This is a genomic window from Microbispora rosea, assembly GCF_900156315.1.
GTDB classification, from domain to species: Bacteria; Actinomycetota; Actinomycetes; order Streptosporangiales; family Streptosporangiaceae; genus Microbispora; species Microbispora rosea.
The window spans coordinates 106,558-125,523 of record NZ_FTNI01000016.1 but is presented as its reverse complement, the minus strand read 5'-3'; the positions used below and the strand labels follow the sequence as shown (position 1 = coordinate 125,523).

General features: G+C 71.0%; 15 protein-coding genes. 12 read left to right on the top strand and 3 right to left on the bottom strand.

Annotated elements, in window-relative coordinates; all coding sequences use genetic code 11:
* Positions 1 to 1,235: 1,235 nt before the first annotated feature.
* From BXA11_RS44725 to BXA11_RS22475, 7 genes are all read left to right on the top strand, one after another.
* On the top strand, positions 1,236 to 1,553 hold the full coding sequence (locus BXA11_RS44725; protein WP_167769269.1) for a hypothetical protein: 318 nt from the start codon (positions 1,236 to 1,238) through the stop codon (positions 1,551 to 1,553).
* Positions 1,554 to 1,937: 384 nt separating this feature from the next.
* Positions 1,938 to 3,992 carry a DUF4082 domain-containing protein gene (locus tag BXA11_RS22500; protein WP_076437541.1) on the top strand — a complete coding sequence of 685 codons (2,055 nt, stop codon included), beginning with the start codon at positions 1,938 to 1,940 and terminating at the stop codon, positions 3,990 to 3,992.
* A gap of 182 nt (positions 3,993 to 4,174) precedes the next feature.
* Positions 4,175 to 5,302, top strand: coding sequence for an ice-binding family protein (locus tag BXA11_RS22495; RefSeq protein ID WP_076437538.1), 1,128 nt, complete (start codon positions 4,175 to 4,177; stop codon positions 5,300 to 5,302).
* Positions 5,303 to 5,409: 107 nt separating this feature from the next.
* Positions 5,410 to 6,564 carry a dTDP-4-amino-4,6-dideoxygalactose transaminase gene (gene rffA, locus BXA11_RS22490; protein WP_239104991.1) on the top strand — a complete coding sequence of 385 codons (1,155 nt, stop codon included), beginning with the start codon at positions 5,410 to 5,412 and terminating at the stop codon, positions 6,562 to 6,564.
* A gap of 91 nt (positions 6,565 to 6,655) precedes the next feature.
* Entirely contained in the window at positions 6,656 to 7,087 is a 432-nt protein-coding gene (locus BXA11_RS22485) for a GtrA family protein (protein ID WP_076437536.1), read from the top strand.
* Positions 7,088 to 7,106: 19 nt separating this feature from the next.
* Positions 7,107 to 7,805, top strand: a complete 699-nt coding sequence (locus BXA11_RS22480) for a class I SAM-dependent methyltransferase (protein WP_076437534.1) — start codon at positions 7,107 to 7,109, stop codon at positions 7,803 to 7,805.
* A gap of 268 nt (positions 7,806 to 8,073) precedes the next feature.
* A complete protein-coding gene (locus BXA11_RS22475) occupies positions 8,074 to 10,410 on the top strand; it encodes a hypothetical protein (protein WP_076437532.1) in 2,337 nt (778 codons plus the stop codon).
* Here BXA11_RS22475 and BXA11_RS22470 read toward each other — a convergent pair.
* Both BXA11_RS22470 and BXA11_RS22465 read right to left on the bottom strand, forming a co-directional pair.
* Positions 10,377 to 11,111 carry a WbqC family protein gene (locus BXA11_RS22470; protein WP_076437660.1) on the bottom strand — a complete coding sequence of 245 codons (735 nt, stop codon included), beginning with the start codon at positions 11,109 to 11,111 and terminating at the stop codon, positions 10,377 to 10,379. The two genes, BXA11_RS22475 and BXA11_RS22470, sit on opposite strands and share 34 nt — an antisense overlap.
* Positions 11,108 to 12,082 carry a glycosyltransferase family 2 protein gene (locus BXA11_RS22465; protein WP_036405813.1) on the bottom strand — a complete coding sequence of 325 codons (975 nt, stop codon included), beginning with the start codon at positions 12,080 to 12,082 and terminating at the stop codon, positions 11,108 to 11,110. The genes BXA11_RS22470 and BXA11_RS22465 overlap by 4 nt, the downstream gene beginning before the upstream one ends.
* Positions 12,083 to 12,331: 249 nt before the next feature.
* Here BXA11_RS22465 and BXA11_RS22460 point away from each other — a divergent pair, with 249 nt between their 5' ends.
* Genes BXA11_RS22460 through BXA11_RS22445 form a run of 4 tightly spaced genes read left to right on the top strand, consistent with a single transcriptional unit; the run spans position 12,332 to position 16,221 of the window.
* Positions 12,332 to 12,847, top strand: coding sequence for a GNAT family N-acetyltransferase (locus BXA11_RS22460; RefSeq protein ID WP_076437530.1), 516 nt, complete (start codon positions 12,332 to 12,334; stop codon positions 12,845 to 12,847).
* Positions 12,848 to 12,884: 37 nt separating this feature from the next.
* A complete protein-coding gene (locus BXA11_RS22455; protein WP_030507186.1) occupies positions 12,885 to 13,952 on the top strand; it encodes a glucose-1-phosphate thymidylyltransferase in 1,068 nt (355 codons plus the stop codon).
* Entirely contained in the window at positions 13,949 to 14,926 is a 978-nt protein-coding gene (gene rfbB / locus BXA11_RS22450; protein WP_076437528.1) for a dTDP-glucose 4,6-dehydratase, read from the top strand. The genes BXA11_RS22455 and rfbB overlap by 4 nt, the downstream gene beginning before the upstream one ends.
* A gap of 38 nt (positions 14,927 to 14,964) precedes the next feature.
* Positions 14,965 to 16,221, top strand: coding sequence for a nucleotide sugar dehydrogenase (locus BXA11_RS22445; protein ID WP_076437525.1), 1,257 nt, complete (start codon positions 14,965 to 14,967; stop codon positions 16,219 to 16,221).
* 72 nt (positions 16,222 to 16,293) lie between these two features.
* Here BXA11_RS22445 and BXA11_RS22440 read toward each other — a convergent pair whose 3' ends face one another.
* Entirely contained in the window at positions 16,294 to 17,109 is an 816-nt protein-coding gene (locus BXA11_RS22440) for a peptidoglycan recognition protein family protein (protein ID WP_083744479.1), read from the bottom strand.
* 460 nt (positions 17,110 to 17,569) lie between these two features.
* Between BXA11_RS22440 and BXA11_RS22435 the strand changes: the two genes are divergently transcribed.
* Positions 17,570 to 18,940 carry an MFS transporter gene (locus tag BXA11_RS22435; protein ID WP_076437521.1) on the top strand — a complete coding sequence of 457 codons (1,371 nt, stop codon included), beginning with the start codon at positions 17,570 to 17,572 and terminating at the stop codon, positions 18,938 to 18,940.
* The last annotated feature ends 26 nt before the right edge of the window (positions 18,941 to 18,966 follow it).

The following is an 18,966-nucleotide window of genomic DNA, read 5'->3' as shown; positions in this document are numbered from 1 at the left end:
CACTGTTTTCCATTCGCCTGGCATGTACAACCTCTGGTTCGCGCGACGGAACGCCTTAAGCTGAGGACGGCTAGCGAAGGATAGCGGTGACCGAATATCGCCCGGCGACATGCGCGGAAGCGGAGAGTTCCCTGCAGGGCGGATATCGTTTCGCATTTCGCGCGCCCCGTTGGCGCTGCCGGCGCGGGACCGGGTAAACCGCCGTCAAAGAGCAGGACGAGGGATGCGCGTGGAACCGGCGCGTCCCGGCTGTCCGGCGGCCGGAACACTCATGTGGCGGCTTTCCCCCGGGAAAAGAATTCGCCGGGAATTCGGGCCGGCCCGCGATAGGGCATCAGAAGCTGGATTTCTCGCTGGAAGGACGGGTTCGGGTGAATCCTCGGGAAAGTGGGGCGACGTCGCGGTCGCCCGGCGGGGCGGGCGCACTGCGGCGTACCGTCGCCGCGGTGGTCGCCGGGGTGGTCGCCGGCGGAGTCATGGCGCTGTCCGCTCCGGCCGGCGCGGGCGTCACGGCGAGCGGGAAAGCGTCCGTATTCTTCGGCCACGGCCCACGAGGGCCGAAGGCGGATACGGAATGCGGTCCCAGGCCCGGGCGTGCGCACGGTTCGGCCACCCGCGGCGCGAAGAAGGCGAAGAAGCGGCAGTGCGCGCCGCGGGGCGTCCGCACGACGGACGGCCGGGGCGCACGGGGAGGGGGCACCACCACGTTCGCCGCGCCGCCCTGGCCGTGGGACGACGAGGCCGGAGAAGGCGCCGCCGCCGCGCCGCCGTCCGGGCCGACGAATGCGGTGGGGGCCGCCGCGCCGGTCCGGCCGGCACCCGCGGCAGCCGTACCCGTGTGGGACGACGACGGCGGGCCCCGCGACTCGGGCGGTGCCGCATGGCCTTTCATGACCATGCCGCCCTGGCTGTCCGGAGCGGGTGGCCCCACCGGTCCGTTCGTCCCGATCGGCTCGTCCGGCGAGCGGGGAGTCACGGGCCCGGCCGGACCCGTGGGGGAGACCGGCGAGCGGGGGCCGCAGGGGCCACCCGGGCCGGAAGGGCCCAGGGGTCCTGAAGGTCCGGAAGGAAAGGCCGGACCCGCAGGGCCCGCAGGACCGGAAGGACCCGAGGGAGAGGCCGGACCGGAAGGACCAGCCGGGCCCGCGGGCCCGGCGGGACCTCAGGGCCCGGCCGGACCGGCGGGGCAGGCAGGGCCTCCCGGCCCGGCGGGGCCCGCCGGTCCCACGACGAGCGTGGACTCGAGCTCGTTCGTCGGCAATCCCGGATCGCTCCTGACGTTCCTCGGCCGCGTCCCCGGTGACGGCAGGACGCTGGTCAGGGATCCCCGCACGAACACCTGGTACGACCTGTCCCACGTCGCGGGCTACCCCGCCGGCGTGCTGGCCGCCTCGGTGGACGCCGAGCTCGCGGGCACGGGCAACGACCTGTACGTGACCGTGGCCACCGCCGATCAGGTGGCGCAGACCCGGTGCACGGTCTTCCCTGCCCCGGGCACCGGCGGTGTCCCCGCCTGGCCGGGCAACTGCCGTCCGTTCACCGTCCTGTCCTGACCCTTCGGGGCCGGGTGGCGCTCCCGCCCGGCCCCGAACGGTGGTCGGAAACGTCCGGAGAAAAAGAGGCCGTGCGCTTATCTGGAAATGCGATGAAAGGGAAGCCGGACGCAGCGAAAAGAGCGGATCGTATGGAAGCTCCGCGAACCCTGGAGTACTATCCAACCCAAGCGGTAACTTCGTAGATCTTTTCTGTCCGCGTATAGATCCTGTTTATCGGCGCGGCAATCACCTATTCCGTGGTGGCCTTCCTCGCGTCATCGTTTGCGCATCGCATCTGCCGGCTCCACCAGCCGGTTCGCATAGAAAGTCCCATCGCGACGTGCGCTTATGTGGCATTTGCCCGGATTATGCGAGAAAGGTCAGGAAATGAATGCAAATGAGATGAAACGCGGGCGTGAGCCCGCCCTGCGGAAGGCGGCCGGCGGACGCCGCCTCGGCTTCGGCGCAACCGTCCGGCGCCGCCTCTCTGCCACGCTCACGGCTCTGCTGACGGTCATCGCGCTGGGAGTCGCGATCCCCGGCGGTGCGAGCGCCGCCCCGTCCCTGACGATCGGCGACGGCGACACGTACGCGGTGCTGGCGGGGACGTCGGTGACGAACACCAACCTCACCTCGATCACCGGAGACCTCGGGGTGAGCCCGGGGACCACGGTGACCGGCTTCCCGCCGGGCACCGTCAGCGGCTCCATCCGGACCGGCGCCGCCGCCGCGGGCGCGAAGGCCGACGTGGTCGGCGCGTACAACGCCATCGCCGCCATGTCCTCGACCGCCACGATCCCCACCGCCCTCGGCGGGACGACCAGGACTCCCGGCGTCTACGACTCCAGCGGCGGCCCCTTCACGATCAACGGTACGCTCACGCTCGACGCGCAGGCCGACCCCGACGCCCTCTTCGTCTTCCGGGGCTCCACCCTCACCGCCGGCGGCGTGAGTAACATCGCCCTGATCAACGGCGCCCAAGAGGACAACGTGTACTGGGAGCTCACGGGCACCGTGTCGCTGGGCACGTTCTGCACCTTCCGCGGCAACGTGCTCGCCTCCGGCGCGGTGTCGGTGAGCTCGGGCGCCGCGGTGTACGGACGGCTGTTCTCGCTGAACAACACGATCGGCCTGCAGGGCACCACGAGCCTCCCGGCCACCCGCGTGACGGTGCCGAACAACCCGCCCACGACCACGACCCTGACCTCCTCGCTCAACCCGTCCGACACGGGGGACGCGGTGACCTTCACGGCCAACGTCCAGGCGCAGTCGGGGTCGATCGTCCCCGCGGGCTACGTGGCGTTCAAGGACGGGACGACGGTCATCGGCACGGACTACCACGACGACGGGCATCCCGCCAGGCTCACCACGTCGAGCCTCGCCGCAGGGCAGCACCGGATCACCGCCGTCTACCTCGGCGGCGACACCTTCGACGGAGAGCAGGTCATCCACTTCGCCCCGAGCACCTCGCCGGAGCTGGTGCAGAGCGTGTCGAGCGTCAGCCTGTGGAGCGACAGCGCGACCCCCGACCAGGCGTCACGCAACGACCCGCAGGCCGTGGTGCTCGGCGTGAAGTTCCAGCCGGCGGTGGACGGCGTGATCACGGGCGTCCGGTTCTACAAGGGCCCGCAGAACACCGGGACACACACCGGCAGCTTATGGACGGCCGACGGCCAGAAGCTCGCCACCGTGACCTTCACGAACGAGACCGCGACCGGCTGGCAGCGAATGGACTTCCCCAACCCTGTGGCCATCAGCTCCGGCACCACGTACATCGCGTCGTACCACACCACGTCCGGCTTCTACGCGATGGACCGGCCGTACTTCACCACGCAGTACACCAACGGGCCCCTGACCGCGCCCGCCGACGGCGCGTCGGGCGGCAACGGGGTGTACGCCTACAGCGCCACCGACACCTTCCCGAACAGCAGCTACCGGGCGTCGAACTACTGGGTCGACGTGATGTTCACTCCCTCGCAGACGCTCTGGGACAACACCGACGTCCCCGCTGTCGTCAACCAGCCCGACGACCAGGACGCGGTGCTCGGCGTGAAGTTCACCTCCGCGACCGGCGGCCTGGTCACCGGCGTCCGGTTCTACAAGGGCCCGCAGAACACCGGGACCCACATCGGCAGCCTGTGGACGTCAGGCGGCACGCAGCTGGCGACCGCGACCTTCACGAACGAGACCGCGAGCGGGTGGCAGCAGGTCGACTTCCCCGACCCGGTCCCCATCACCGCGGGCACCACCTACGTCGTCTCGTACCACACCTTTGGGCGCTACTCGGTGACCAGGCCGTACTTCACCTCGCCGCGCAGCAACGGGCCCCTGACCGCGCCCGCCGACGGCGCGTCGGGCGGCAACGGGGTGTACGCCTACAGCGCCACCGACACCTTCCCGTCCAGCACCTTCCGATCGTCGAACTACTGGGTCGACGTCGTGTTCCAGCAGGGCTGAACGAAACGGCCGGCGCCGGGCAAAGAACGGGCAACGAAACGCCCCTGCCCGGTGTCCGGCCGCGTCCCTGCCGGTTCCCTCACCCAATGCTTACGCGCGGGCAGGCCGCCGCGACCCGCCGATCGACCCGCCCGGGCCGATCACGCGGCAAGGCCGGATCCCCGAGAAGGAGGAGTCCTCTCATGGCGGCAGTCGCCGGTCACCGCCGGTTTCTCCCACGCGGCGCCACCGCGTTGTGGGTGTACGCGGCACTGGCCGCGGCCCTGGTCGCGGGCGTGCTCGTCGTGATGGACGGCCGTGCGAGCGCGGATCAGCCCCCGGTGGACCTCGGCGCCGCCGAGCACACGGCGGTGCTGGCGGCGGGCACGGTCATCAGCACGAACGCGACTCTGATCACCGGGGACGTCGACGTGAGCCCGGGCACCGCCGTCACCGGTTTCCCGCCCGGCGTGGTCGAGGGGGAGATCCACGCCGGTGACGCCGAGGCGGCGCAGGTGATGGCCGACGCGACCGCCGCCTACGACGACATCGCGGATCGGGGCCCCGCCGTCACCGTGCCCGGCGAGCTCGGTGGAACCCGCAGGACTCCCGGCGTCTACGACTCGTCGGACGGGACGTTCCGCATCGACGGAACGCTCACCGTCGACGCCGGGGGCAACCCGGACGCGGTCTTCATCTTCCGCGCGAGCACGCTGACCACGGCCAGGGTCAGCAACGTCATGCTCGTGGGCGGGGCACAGGCGGACAACATCTACTGGCAGGCCACCGAGGGTGCCGCCCTCGGGACGTACTCCACCTTCCGCGGCACCGTCCTGGCCCGCGGCTCGATCAAGGTCGCGGAAGGCGCGGTCGTCAACGGGCGGACCCTTCTGCTCGACAACACCGTCACGATCGAGGGCACCACCGAGACGGACAACGGGATCGACCGTGCGAACACGGTCGACGCGATCGTCCCGCCGCCGACCCGCGTCACGCTGCCGTTCGACCCCGGGACCACGACCGAGCTGACCTCCTCGCCGAACCCCTCCCGGGCGAAGTTCCCGGTCACGTTCACCGCGCGGGTGCGTCCCCGCAGCGGCACGCTGGTGCCCGCCGGGAGGGTGCTCTTCAAGGACAACGGCGTCGTCATCGGCTCGGGGATGCAGACCGGCGCCGACACGCCCGCCACGTTCACGACCTCGGCGCTGTCGGTGGGGGAGCACCACATCACCGCCGTCTACCTCGGCGGCCTCACGGCGCAGGCCGAGGCGTGGGTGCGCTTCGCGCCCAGCACCTCGAACGAAGTGGTGCAGGTCGTCACCGCGAGATAGCCCGGCCGGCCCCGTTCCCCGCCGCCGCCGTAAGGCTTGCGCCATGATTCGCCAACCGCGCGCGGCGGCGGCGGGGCGGGGGAGCGGGGCCGTTGTTCACTACGGCGGTGAGCACCACCAGCCTGAAGGCTGTCCCCTTCAACCGGACCCACGTCGCGGACAACGAGCTCGCCTACCTCTCCGAGGCGGTACGCCAAGGGTTCACCTGCGGGGACGGGCCGTTCACCGAGCGGGCCGGCCGGCTCCTGTGCGAGCTGACCGGCGCCGGCCGCGCCCTGCTGACGACCTCCTGCACGCACGCCCTGGAGATGTCGGCGATCCTGCTGGACCTGCGGCCCGGCGACGAGGTCCTCATGCCGTCGTTCACGTTCGTGTCGACCGCCAACGCCTACGCCCTGCGCGGAGCCGTGCCGGTGTTCGTGGACTGCAGGCCCGACACCCTGAACATCGACGAACGCCTGATCGAGGCCGCGATCACCGAGCGGACCAGGGCCGTGGTGGTCGTCCACTACGCCGGGGTGGGCTGCGAGATGGACGCGATCGGCGCGGTGGCGCGCCGTCACGGCCTGGCCCTGATCGAGGACAACGCGCACGGGCTGGGCGGGTCCTACCGGGGCCGGCCCCTCGGGTCGTTCGGGCTCATGGCGACGCAGAGCTTCCACGCGACGAAGAACGTGCAGTGCGGGGAGGGGGGCGCCCTGCTCGTCAACGACGCCGCCCTCGCCACACGGGCCGAGATCATCCGGGAGAAGGGCACCGACCGCAGCCGGTTCTTCCGGGGACAGGTCGACAAGTACCAGTGGGTCGACGTCGGGTCGAGCTATCTGCCCTCGGACGTCCTCGCCGCCATGCTGACCGCCCAGCTGGAGTCGTTCGACACGATCCAGCGGCTGCGCCAGGCGGTCTGGCGCGGCTACCACGAGGGCCTGGCGGACTGGGCGGCCGAGAACGGGGTGGCACAGCCGTCGGTCGCCAGCGACCGCGCGCATCCGGCGCACCTCTACCACCTGCTCCTGCCCGACCTGCGCAACCGGCAGGCGTTCATCGCCCATCTCGCGGCGCACGGCGTGCAGGCGGCGTTCCACTACCAGCCGCTGCACAACTCCCCGGCCGGTGTGCGGCACAGCAGGACCGCCCCCGGCGGCTGCCCGGTCACCGAGAGCGTCGCGGACCGGCTCGTACGGCTGCCGCTCTTCGCGGGTCTCGGCGAGGCCGGCGCGGCCCGGGTCGTCGACGCGGTGCGCGGCTACGAGGTGCGCTGACGTGAGAAGGAACGCGGCCGGGTTGGCGACGGGGCCGGCACCGGCACCCGCTCGACGTCCAGGCCCGGGTCACGATCGCCGCCCGCGCGCGGTGCGCCGTCGCCTCGCGTGGCGGGTCCTGTCCGCGGCGCTCGACCGGCGGCGCGTGCTCTACCTGGGCGGCGGCACCATCTCGGCCCTGGTGTACTACGCGATCCTCGGCGTGCAACTGGCCGCGCTCGGGCATCGGGTCCCTTACCTCATCCTGCTCGTGACCAGCCAGTTCGCCGCCTCGGTCGTCGTCTACCCGTGGTATCGGCTGATGGTCTTCCGCGTGTCCGGATCGTCCTGGCTGCTGGGCAGCCTGCGGTTCTACGCCGTCGGGCTGGGCTTCCTGGCGGCGTCGGTCACGGGCGTTCCGCTCCTGGTTGAGCTCGCCGGGATTCCGATCATGGTGGCGCAGGCGCTGGTCATCGTCGTGAACGTGCCGCTGACCTACCTCGTGCACAGACTCTGGACGTTTCCGGCCCGACGTAAGAACTGATCATTAGGAAAGGCTGCCCATGGAGGCCACTGACATCCGCCGTACCGTCGAGCTGGAGGACCGGCACTGGTGGTACCGGGAGCGGCGCGCCATGCTCGCCCGGGAGCTGCGGCGGCTCGGTCCGCCCGGCACGGCACTCGACATCGGCGCCGCGGGCGGCGGCAACACCCGGGTGCTGGTCGAGCACGGGTGGGACGCGCTGGCGGCCGACTACTCCGAGACCGCGGTCGAGCTGGCCCTCCGGCGAGGGCTGCGGGCGATCCACGCCGACGCGTGCGACCTGCCGTTGCCCGGCGAGTCCTTCGACCTCGTGCTCGCGTTCGACGTGCTCGAGCACATCGAGGACGACCGCACGGCCGCCCGCGAGCTGGTGCGGGTGCTGCGGCCGGGGGGCCGGGCGCTGATCACGGTCCCGTGCGACATGGCGCTGTGGTCGGCGCACGACGTGGCGTCCTTCCACTTCCGCAGGTACGCCCGGGAGGAACTGTCCGCGCTGCTGCGCGGGGCCGGGCTGGTCGTCGACCGCATGTGGAGCTGGAACGTGCTGATGCGGCCGGTCGTGGCCTGGCGCAGGAAGCGCACCAGAGGCTCCGACGTCACCGACGTGCCGCTGCTGGTCAACCTGGGACTGGGCGCCGTGGTCGCGGCCGAGCGATATCTGCCCGTCAAGTCGTTTCCGGGGGTCACCCTGGTAGTGCGGGCGCACCGTCCTTCCTGACGGAGGTTCGCAGGACGCCGGAAATGCGATTTCGCGATTTCCGCGTTTCCGACCGGCGAGCGGGACACCCGCAAAAGAATGTCAAGGAATCCGCCCGGAACGAGGTCGCGGGCGAATTCGCGGTGCCGCCGCCGCCAGAATCGCACGCATGGCTGACACCTCGCCTCGGGAAATCCCTGCGACGGGCCCGTCCCGATCGGATGAGAAAGCGCTGTTCGATTCGGTCGCGAGGAGCGCGACCGGAGGAAGCGCGCGGACCCGGAGCCCGGTGAAATCCCGGCAGGAATCGACGATCGGCGCGGCGACGAACGGCGCGCCGGCGAACGGCGCACCGGCACGGCGAATGCTGGTGAGATGGGCGCCGGCCGTCGTGGTGCTCGCGCTGACGGCGGCCGCGCTGAGCCGCTACGGCGTCCGCGTCTCGGACATGGCCCGTTTCTGCGGCTACGTCGTCGCCTGCCTCGCGGTCCCGGGAACGCTGCTGGTCCGCGCCCTCTATCGGGGTGACCGCTCCCGGGGCGAGGAACTCGCGCTCGGGCTGGCCCTCGGATACGCGCTGGAGGTGTTCGCCTACGTCGCGGCCCGGGCCGTGGGGGCGCCGCTGCTCGTCCTCTCCTGGCCGGTCGCGACGTACGCCGCCTTCCTCCTCGTGCCCCGCCTGCGGCGGCACTGGAGAAGCGCCCCCGCAACGGCCCGGTCGCCGATCTGGTGGTCGTGGTCGCTGGCCCTCGTCGTCGCCTACCTGGTGGTCTGGAGCGCGGTCAACTTCTTCCGTACACAGGCCCTCACCTGGCCGGCGCTCGGGGCGTCGTACCCCGACATGCCCCTGCACCTGGCGTTCATCGGCGAGCTGCGGCACCACGTGCCCCCGACGATGCCGATCGTCGCCGGGGAGCCCCTGCCGTACCACTGGTTCGTCTACGCCCACTACGCGGCGGCGAGCTGGGTGACCGGCGTCGAGCCGCTGGTGCTGCTGTTCCGCCTCGGCATGCTGCCGATGATCGCGGCGCTCGTGGTCCTGCTGGGCATGGCCGCCCGGCGCGTCATCGGGTCGCGGGCCGGAGCCCTGACCGCCCTGGCCGCCGTCTTCCTCGTCGCGGCGCCGAACCTCTACATCGGCCCGGCCGGCGGGGCGCTGGTCTGGAAACCGGTCCAATCCTGGTCGAGCCCCACCCAGACCTTCGGCGCGCTGCTGTTCGTCCCGGTCTTCCTCCTGCTGAGCGATCTGCTGGAGAACCGGCGGCTGCCGGAGAACGGGCGGCGGAACCCGCGTGAATGGCTCCTGCTGGGGGTCTTCCTGGCGGCCGTCATGGGGGCCAAGGCGACGTACCTGCCCCTGCTCACGGCGGGCCTCGCGGCGGTGGCCGTCGCCGGGTCGGTGCGGCGCCGTCGCCCGCACGGCCCCGCCCTTGTCGCACTGGGCATGAGTGCGGCCTGCCTGCTCTACGCCCAGTTCGTCCTGTACGGCGGGGTGCGCGGCGGGACGACGGCCGCCCCGCTGTCCCTGATGCGCGTGACGTGGGGCGGCGTGGTCGGCGACGGAAGGCCGCTCGGGGGGCCGCTGACGACGGTGCTCGGGCTCACCCTCCTGTGCGTCCTGTCCGGGGCCGTCGCCTGGTGCGGGACGCTCGGCCTGCTCAGCAGGCCCCGGGCGCTCGCCAGACCCGCCGTCGTGCTGACCCTCGGCATGAGCCTGGCCGGGCTGGCCGTGGCGCTCTGCTTCGGGCATCCCGGCCTGTCGGAGATCTACTTCCTCCAGGCGCCCTATCCCTATCTGGCGATCGTCTCGGTCTACGGACTCGTCACCGCCGTACGCAGGTCGGGGACGTCGCCGCTGCCCATCGTGTGCGCCGCCGGCGCCGGGGCCGTCGCCGCCTACTGCATCCGGATCCTGTGCGACGTGCGGGTCCCGCTGCCCGACGGTGAGCCGCTCCGCGTGCTCGCCCTGCCGTACGCCGCCCTGCTGGTCTTCGTGGCGCTGACGGCTGTCGCGCTGGCCGCCGCGCGGCGCGGCGCGCTGCGCTCGTTCGCCCTCACGCTCGTGGTGACCTCGGCGTTCGCCACGCCGGCCGCCTGGTTCACCCGGGTCCTTCCGGTGACGTACAAGACCCCGGTGAACGCGGCGGAGGATGCCGACCGCGCGGCACGGGCCCAGGCGATGCCGCAGGGCATCGTCACCGCCGCGCGCTGGCTGCGCGACCATTCCCGCCCCGGCGACGTCGTCGCGACGAACCTGCACTGCCGTCTCGGCGTCGACGGCCCCTGCGACAGCCGCGCGGCCTGGGTGTCGGCGCTGGCCGAGCGGCGGGTGCTCGTCGAGGGGTGGGCGTACGCGACGGCGAGCCTGGACCGGTGGAGTCCGGGCCAGGTGCTCTGGTATCTGCCGTTCTGGGACCGCGAGCGGCTCCGGGAGAACGAGGCGGTGTTCGCCGCGCCTTCGGCGCAGGCGGCCCGGTCGCTCCGGGACCGTTACGGGGTGCGCTGGCTGTTCGTGGACGAGCGTTTGAGGGTCCCCGGCGCGAGGCTCGGAGACGCCGCCGCCCCGCGGTTCCGCTCCGGGGACTTCACCGTCTACGAGGTCGCCGGCCCGCCGGCGCGGCGCTGAGCATTCCTGAGAAGCTGGGCGCTCTTGAGATATCCGGCGGCGGCCGGCCCGGTGTTGAAGATCAGGTCGAGCACGCTGACGTGGTGGTCGAACGGCGGGTGCGCCTGCGGATACTCCGGATAGCCGGAGTAGTCGAACCACCGGACCCCGATCCCGGCCCGGTCGAAGAGGCTCTCGTCGAGGTAGGCGCGGGCGGCCGGCCCGGTGAGGTATTCGTCGGCGCCCGCCTTGCGGCACAGGTCCACGAGGCGCTCGGTCTTGGTGCCCGCCGCGCCGTAGTCCTCGGCGCGGCTCAGGGCCGCCGGGATGCCGAGCAGGTCCAGCAGCCCCTGGAGGAAGTGCCGGTTGATGTCCGACAGCCGGTCGGCGCGGCAGTCGAGGTAGAGCCGTTCGACCGCCGGCGCGACCTCCTCGAAGCAGGGGGCCTTGCGGTAGGTCTGCGCGAGCAGGAGCCAGTGTGCGCGGGGCCACTCCATGTCGCTCGCGACCACCTCGTTGATCAGGCGGGTACGCGGGCCCCGCCGTACGGGGACCGACAGCCACTTCGGGCCGGCCGCCGTCTTGATCAGGTTGCGGTTGCGCCAGTCCCTGTCGGTGTACTGCACGTCGTCGAACAGGATGAACTCGTCGACGTGCGCGATCAGGTCGAAGTACCCCTTCCAGGGGATGTAGTTCGACTGCACGATGGCGACCCGCTTCACGCGCTCCACCCCTCCGGCCCGCCCGTCACCGTCATCGGCTGCGCCGCACCGCTCTCCACCCGGGTGCGGACGATGTAGGTGGGTCGTCCCATCCTCTCGACGTGGATCCTGCCGAGGTACTCCCCGATGATGCCCAGCGCGATCATCTGGGCGGACGCGAACAACGCGATCATCGACGCGGTCGAGGTGAAGCCCTTGACCGTGCTGTCGCCCGACCAGTACGTCCACAGGAAGACCGTCAGCAGGACGATGCCGAGCGCCCCGGTCAGCAGGCCGAAATAGGTCACCAGGCGTAGCGGGAGCGTGCTGTATCCGACGAACACGCCGATGGCGTGGCGGACGAGCATCGCGGGCGTGTAGTTGGAGCGGCCGACGAGCCGGCTCTGCATCCGCACCTCCACGGTGCCGACCCGGGTGGTCGCCCAGGAGAAGGCGATGTCGATCTGCGTGTGCGGACCTCCGACGCCGTCCAGCGACTCCCGCAGGAAACTCCGGAAGGCGCGGAACGCGGAGATGTCCGCGCCGTTTTCCGCGCCGAACCGCCCGGAAAGACCAGTCTTCAGCGATTTGGAGGCGATATCGCGGATTCGCCCGTGCGTTCCGCCGCTCGGGACTCCGTACACGATGTCGAGGTCGGGCCGCAGGCCCGCCAGGAGCCGGGGAATCTCCTCCGGAGGATGCTGCAGGTCGTCGTCCATCGTCACCATGACCTCGTAGCGCGCGCATCGAATGCCCGCGACCAGGGCGTTGTGCTGCCCGTAGTTTCGAGCCAGCAGCACGGCGCGGACGCTGTCGTGCCGCTCGACCAGGCTCTGGGCCACCTCCCACGTGTCGTCAGGCGAGCCGTCCACGACGAGCACGACCTCGAAGAGGTCCGCGGCGGTGGGCAGAACGGCGAGAAGGCGTTCTACCAGGGCCGGCAGCGTCCGGGCGGATCGGTAACAGGGGATCACAACGGAGACGTTGGTCATGGCGTCATTCTGATGAGCGGTTGTCGGCCTCCTCGTGCCGCACATCCGAATTTGCGGGATATTGAGAAACCCGATCCGCACCTTTCACGCTCGTTCGCAATGTGGCCCGCCGGGCGCGGCCTGGTCCGCGCATAGCATTGGCGACTGGCGGTCGGCCGAACGGGATTTCCCGTGGCCTCGCCCGGGAGAAAAGCGCGGGACGATTCCGTTCCTTCTGCGCGGCTCCCGCATGCCCGATGAGGGGAGATCATGGACGTCACATTGAGGCCGGTCCGCGATGCGGACCTCGACGTTTTCGAAGCGGAACGGGCGACGCCCGAGGCGCGGGGCGAATTCCAGTGGTACGGATATCGCCACTCCGGCGCGCTGCGCCGCCAGTTCGCGGACAACGGCCTGCTCGGCGACGACTACGGGCGGCTGGCCATCGACTCCGGCGGGGACACCGCCGGATGGGTGGCCTGGTGGAAGACGGCCTGGGGACCCGAGGCGACGTGCTGGTGCTGGGCGATCGGAATCTGCGTCTTCACGGGCTTCCGCAACCGCGGCGTCGGCACCGAGGCGCAGCGCCTGCTGGCGGACTACCTGTTCGCCCACACCCGCGCCGAGCGCCTCCAGTGCTTCACCGACGTGGCCAACATCGGCGAGCAGCGCGCGGTGGAGAAGATCGGGTTCGTGCGTGAGGGAGTCCTGCGGCGGGCCCAGTGGCGCGACGGCGGCTGGCACGACCAGGTCCTCTACTCGCTGCTCCGCGGTGAGTCGCGATGAGCCGCCCACCGGATATCGGGGAAGGACGCGAACAGCGGTGAAGGCACTCGTCCTGGCGGGGGGAAAGGGCACGCGGCTGCGCCCGCTGACCCACACCTCGGCCAAGCAACTCGTCCCCGTCGCCAACAAGCCGGTGCTCTTCTACGGGCTGGAGGCGATCAGGGACGCCGGCATCACCGACGTGGGGATCATCATCGGCGACACGGGCCGGGAGGTCCGCGAGGCCGTCGGCGACGGCTCGGCGTTCGGGCTCGACGTCACCTACATCCCCCAGGAGGAGCCGCTCGGGCTGGCGCACTGCGTTCTCGTCGCGCGGGAGTTCCTGGCCGGTGACCCGTTCGTCATGTACCTGGGCGACAACTTCCTGGTCGGCGGCATCCGCGGCCTCGTCGACGCCTTTCGCGCGGAGGAGTGCGACGCCCGCATCCTGCTCACCCGGGTGGCCGAGCCGCAGTTCTACGGCGTGGCCGAGCTCGGCCCGGACGGGGAGATCGTCGCGCTGGAGGAGAAGCCCGAGTATCCGCGCAGCGACCTGGCGATCGTCGGGGTCTACACGTTCTCGCCCGCGATCCACGAGGCCGTGCGCGCGATCAGGCCGTCCGCGCGGGGCGAGCTGGAGATCACCGACGCGATCAAGTGGCTCATCGACAGCGGACACCGCGTGCGGTCGCACTTCGTCACCGGCTACTGGCGCGACACCGGCCGGCTGCAGGACATGCTGGAGTGCAACCGCATCGTGCTGGAGGCGGTCGAGCCCGACGTCGCGGGGACCGTGGACGGACTGTCGGAGGTGAGCGGGCGCGTGGTCATCGCCCCCGGCGCCGTCGTGGAGGGCTCGGTCATCCGCGGCCCGGTGGTGATCGGCGCCGACACCAAGATCATTGGCTCGTACGTCGGGCCGTACACCTCGATCGGCGAGGGCTGCGTGATCGAGGACGCCGAGGTGGACTACAGCATCGTGCTCGCCGACTCGGCCATCCGGGGTGTGCGCGGCATGACCCACTCGCTGATCGGCCGCAACGCGGAGGTCACGAAGGCGACCGGGGTGCCCAACGCCTATCAGCTCATGATCGGAGACCACAGCAAGGTGCAGGTGCGCGCGTGAAGATGCTCGTCGCCGGCGCGGCCGGCTTCATCGGCTCCCACTACGTCCGCTCGCTGCTGTCGGGCGCCTATCCCGGGTACGAGGACGCCCGGGTCACGGTGCTGGACACGCTCACCTACGCCGGCAACCCGGCCAACCTCGCCCCTGTGGAGAACAGCCCCGCCTTCACGTTCGCGTACGGCGACGTGTGCGACGCGGAGCTGCTGAGCGAGCTGGTGCCCGGGCACGACGTGGTCGTGAACTTCGCCGCCGAGACGCACGTCGACCGGTCGATCACCGGCGCGGGCGACTTCGTGACGACCAACGTGCTGGGCACGCAGCGGCTGCTGCAGGCCGCCCTGGAGGCGGACGTCCGCACGTTCGTCCAGGTGTCCACCGACGAGGTGTACGGCTCGATCGACACGGGGACCTGGACGGAGGCGGAGCCGCTGCTGCCGAACTCGCCCTACTCGGCGGCCAAGGCCGGGGCCGACCTGCTCTGCCGCGCCTACCACCGCACGTACGGACTGGACGTCCGGGTGACCCGGTGCTCCAACAACTACGGGCCGTACCAGTACCCGGAGAAGGTCGTCCCGCTGTTCGTCACGAACCTGATCGACGGGCGGCCCGTGCCCCTCTACGGCGACGGCCGCAACATGCGGGAGTGGCTGCACGTGGACGACCACTGCCGGGGCATCCAGCTCGTGCTGGACAAGGGGGAGCCCGGCGAGGTCTACAACATCGGCGGCGGGGTCGAGCTGAGCAACATCGACCTCACCCGCCGCATCCTGGACGCCTTCGGCGTGGGATGGGAGATGGTCGAGCAGGTGCCCGACAGGCCCGGGCACGACCGGCGCTACGCGCTGGACAGCGGCAAGATCAGGGCGATCGGCTACAAGCCCCGGGTGGACTTCGACGAGGGGCTCGCGGACGTCGTGCGCTGGTATCGGGACCACCAGGACTGGTGGCGCCCGCTTCTGAACCGCCGCGGCTGAGACCGCCTGTTGTGACAGACAAGGGACGGGGGTCCTTGATGGAGAAACTGGTCGTGGTCGGGCAGGGGTACGTCGGCCTGCCGCTGGCCGTCCGCGCGGTGCACGCCGGATTCGACGTGGTGGGCATCGAGGTGGACGAGTGGCGGGTCAAGCGGCTCAACGCCGCGCAGTCGTACGTCGAGGACGTCGGCGACGACGCGCTCGCCGCCGCGCACGCGACGGGCCGCTACCGGGCCAGCGCGGACTACGCCGACGCCGAGGGCTTCGACGTCTGCGTGATCACCGTGCCGACGCCGCTTACCGACGGCGTGCCCGACCTCAGCCACATCGCGGCGTCCGGCCGGTCGCTCGCCCCGCGCCTGCGGCCGGGCGCGACCGTGGTGCTGGAGTCGACCACCTATCCGGGGACGACGGAGGAGTACCTGCGCCCGATTCTGGAGGAGGGATCGGGCCTGCGCGCCCCGGGTGACTTCCACCTCGGCTACAGCCCCGAGCGGATCGACCCCGGCAACGCGCGGTGGCGCCTGGAGAACACGCCGAAGGTCGTGTCCGGTCTCGACGACGCCGCCCTCGCGCGGGTCCGCGCCTTCTACGAGGCCGTCGTCGAGCGGGTCGTCCCCGTGTCCTCGCCGCAGGTGGCCGAGTTGTGCAAGCTCCTGGAGAACACCTTCAGGCACGTCAACATCGCCCTGGTCAACGAGCTTTCGATCTTCGCCGGGCAGCTCGGAATCGACGTCTGGGAGGCCATCGACGCCGCGTCGACCAAGCCGTTCGGCTACATGCGCTTCACTCCCGGGCCCGGCGTCGGCGGTCACTGCCTGCCGATCGACCCGTCGTACCTGTCCTGGAAGGTCAAGCGCAGCCTGGGGCACAACTTCCGGTTCGTGGAGCTGGCCAACGACGTCAACGACCACATGCCCGCGCACGTCGTCGACCGGCTGGTGCTGGCACTGAACGACCGGCGCAAGGCTCTGAACGGCAGCCGGGTGCTCCTGCTCGGCCTGTCGTACAAGAAGAACACCGGTGACTGCCGCGAGTCCCCGGCGATCGAGGTGGCCAGGCACCTGCGCAAGCTGGGCGCGGACGTGCACGCGGCCGACCCGCACGTCGACCTCGCCCTCGTGCCCGAGGGGGTTGCGATCGCCGAGGCGTCGCCGTGGGAGATCGCGGCGGCCGACGCCGTCGTTGTCCTCACCGACCACGACTGCTTCGACTACGCCCTCGTCCAGCGCGAGAGCGCCTTCGTGTTCGACACGCGCAATCGCTGCCGGGGGCCGAACGTCGAGCGGATCTGACGAAAAGCGCCAGTCAGCCGCGAAAGCGCCACTCGGGCGGTTCCCTTTCTGAGGGGACCGCCCGTGGCCGTCTCAGCGGGACAGGTCGTGCGGGCCCACGGCGGGACCGTGCTCCAGCGGCAGGTCGCCGATGAGCACGGGCCTCTGTTCCGGATCGCCGGGCAGCGCGAGCCGCGGGGGCGGGGGCTCGTCCCGCCCGGCCCCGTGCCCGCCCAGGCGGCGCGCGACGTCGTCCCGCAACCGGGGCAGGTACGCGTAGAGGCGGTCGCCCGGGCAGGCGGTCCTGTTGAGGTCGCGGTGGCCGATGATGGCCTCGTGCGGGTCGAGCGCGTAGACGTCGCACAGCCAGGCCAGCAGGGCGGTGAGCGCGGACAGCTGGCGGTCCGGGGGCAGGGAGGAGGTGTAGGTCCCCTCGGTCTCGATGCCCAGCGTGTGGTCGTTGTGGTCGGCCGCCTGCGCGCCCATCACGTGCTTGCCCGACTCGACGGCCGGCAGCGAGCGGTTGCGGCCCTCCATGACGTATCCGCCCCGGCTGACGGTGAATTGCTCGCCGATGTCCTCCCAGCCGTTGTGCTTCATGTGGTAGCGCTGGATCGTCCGGGACAGCCGGAAGGCGGCGTCGAGGTCGGTCGGGCCCGTGTTCGCCGTCGCCGTGTGGTGGACGACGAGCCGGTCGGGCGCGTGGTCGAGCACCTCGGCCTTGCTCCTGGGCGGATCGGCCTTCCAGTCCGACCGGGTGTACACGCGCGGCTGCCTCGGGCGGTTCCCGGCAAAGACGGGCGTGGCCGCCGCGACGAGCCCGCTCTGCACCGTCAGCATCGCCGCCGGCAGGCACGCCGACCAGCGGACCCCCGTCGAAAGAAACGCGCGGCGCGAGACCGCTGACATCCGTCCTCCCCGAGTGCGCGGGGCCCTCGGGGGCCCTCGTCCGGCGGGAGGCGGCATCGATATCCCCCCTCCCCGCCGCGGATATTCCTGCGAGCGAAAACCGGTCACATGTCAACCGAAATGTCTGCGCCATGCCGCAGTGGAAAATGCCGTAGTCCGGTCACGGAATGGCACTACCGCGATCGCGGGAATTTCCTGAAATACCCCGCGTACGGGTCGCGGCCGGCGTGCTGACCATGAGTGATGGCGGCGGGCCGGGCAGGGGTCACGCGGACGAAACAGGGGCTACACGAGAGGCGGGCCCGTGTTAACCCGATGTTGCGTCCGTTATGCCTGTGGATTGCATGTTTCGCGGGTGCGGCACATGTAACGGCCGCACGGTCACGCATGGTCAAAGTGCGTAACGCGCTCTTCCTAGCTTCGGTTACCGGCCCCAGCCGATAAGGACGCAGGAGGAGCGATGACGGCGACGCAGGCGGCGCGCACGGCCCCGGAAGAACCCAGGAAGGGCCGCTGGATCGGTGACTGGCGACCGGACGATCCCGCGTTCTGGGAGAGCACCGGCAAGAAGGTGGCCCGGCGGAACCTGGTGTTCTCGATCCTGGCCGAGCATCTGGGCTTCACACTGTGGACCGTCTGGAGCATCGTCGCGGTCAAGCTCGGCGCCTACAAGTTCTCCACCGACCAGCTCTTCTGGATCGTCTCGCTGCCCAACCTCGTGGGCTCGACGCTGCGCATCCCCTACACCTTCGCGCCCGCGCGGTTCGGCGGCCGGAACTGGACGGTGGTCAGCGCGACGCTGCTGCTGGTGCCCGCCGTCCTGCTCGCGGTGGCGGTGAACGACCCGGGCACGCCCTACTGGGCCTTCCTGGTGATCGCGGCGACGGCCGGGCTCGGCGGCGGCAACTTCGCCTCCAGCATGGCCAACATCACCTACTTCTACCCGCAGAACAGGCAGGGCGCCGCCCTCGGCCTGAACGCCGCCGGCGGCAACATCGGCGTCAGCTCCGTGCAGTTGCTGATGCCGCTGGTCATCGCGGGGTTCGGGCTGGCCGCAGCCGGGTTGTTCTGGGTGCCCTTCGTCCTGGCGGCCGCCGCCGGGGCGTACTTCTGCATGGACAACCTCACCTCGGCCAAGGCGGAGCCGAGGGAGATGGCCAAGGCCGCCGGCCGGGCGCAGACGTGGATCATGTCGGTCCTCTACATCGGCACGTTCGGCTCGTTCATCGGCTACTCGACCGCGTTCCCGCTGCTCATCAAGTCGCAGTTCCCCGAGCAGGCCGCGCTGACCTCGCTCGCGTTCCTCGGCCCGCTGGTCGGCTCGCTCATCCGGCCGGTCGGCGGCTGGCTGTCGGACCGCCTCGGCGGCGCCTCGGTGACGTTCTGGAACTTCGGCGCGATGACCGTCTCGGTCCTGCTCGTCTGGCAGGCCATGTCGGCGCACAGCTTCCCGCTGTTCTTCGCGGCCTTCATGCTGCTGATCGGCACCGCGGGCGTCGGCAACGGCTCCACCTACCGGATGATCCCGGCGATCTTCCGGGCCAAGGCGGTGGCCGGCGTCGAGCCCGGCACCCCCGCGTACGAGGAGGCGCTGGCGACCGGCAAGCGTGACGCCTCGGCGGCCATCGGGTTCATCTCCGCGGTGGGCGCCTTCGGCGGATTCTTCATCAACCGCGGGTTCGGCAGCTCCATCTCCGCGACCGGCGGCGCGGGGGCGGCGCTGGCGGCCTTCGCCGCCTTCTACGTCGTCTGCTTCGCGCTCACCTGGTTCTGCTACATGCGCACACTCGGAGCGAAGTCGGCGCCGAGCCTGGCGGCCGCCCGGGTCTGAGACGCGGCCTTTCCCGGCCTCTCGCG

Excerpts from the sequence above, each read along its gene's own strand:
- BXA11_RS22500 (WP_076437541.1), top strand. The coding sequence starts at position 1,938 with ATGAAACGCGGGCGTGAGCCCGCCCTGCGGAAGGCGGCCGGCGGACGC.
- BXA11_RS22495 (WP_076437538.1), top strand. The coding sequence starts at position 4,175 with ATGGCGGCAGTCGCCGGTCACCGCCGGTTTCTCCCACGCGGCGCCACC.
- BXA11_RS22480 (WP_076437534.1), top strand. The coding sequence starts at position 7,107 with ATGGAGGCCACTGACATCCGCCGTACCGTCGAGCTGGAGGACCGGCAC.
- BXA11_RS22465 (WP_036405813.1), bottom strand. The coding sequence starts at position 12,082 with ATGACCAACGTCTCCGTTGTGATCCCCTGTTACCGATCCGCCCGGACG.
- BXA11_RS22460 (WP_076437530.1), top strand. The coding sequence starts at position 12,332 with ATGGACGTCACATTGAGGCCGGTCCGCGATGCGGACCTCGACGTTTTC.
- BXA11_RS22445 (WP_076437525.1), top strand. The coding sequence starts at position 14,965 with ATGGAGAAACTGGTCGTGGTCGGGCAGGGGTACGTCGGCCTGCCGCTG.
- BXA11_RS22440 (WP_083744479.1), bottom strand. The coding sequence starts at position 17,109 with ATGTCAGCGGTCTCGCGCCGCGCGTTTCTTTCGACGGGGGTCCGCTGG.
- BXA11_RS22435 (WP_076437521.1), top strand. The coding sequence starts at position 17,570 with ATGACGGCGACGCAGGCGGCGCGCACGGCCCCGGAAGAACCCAGGAAG.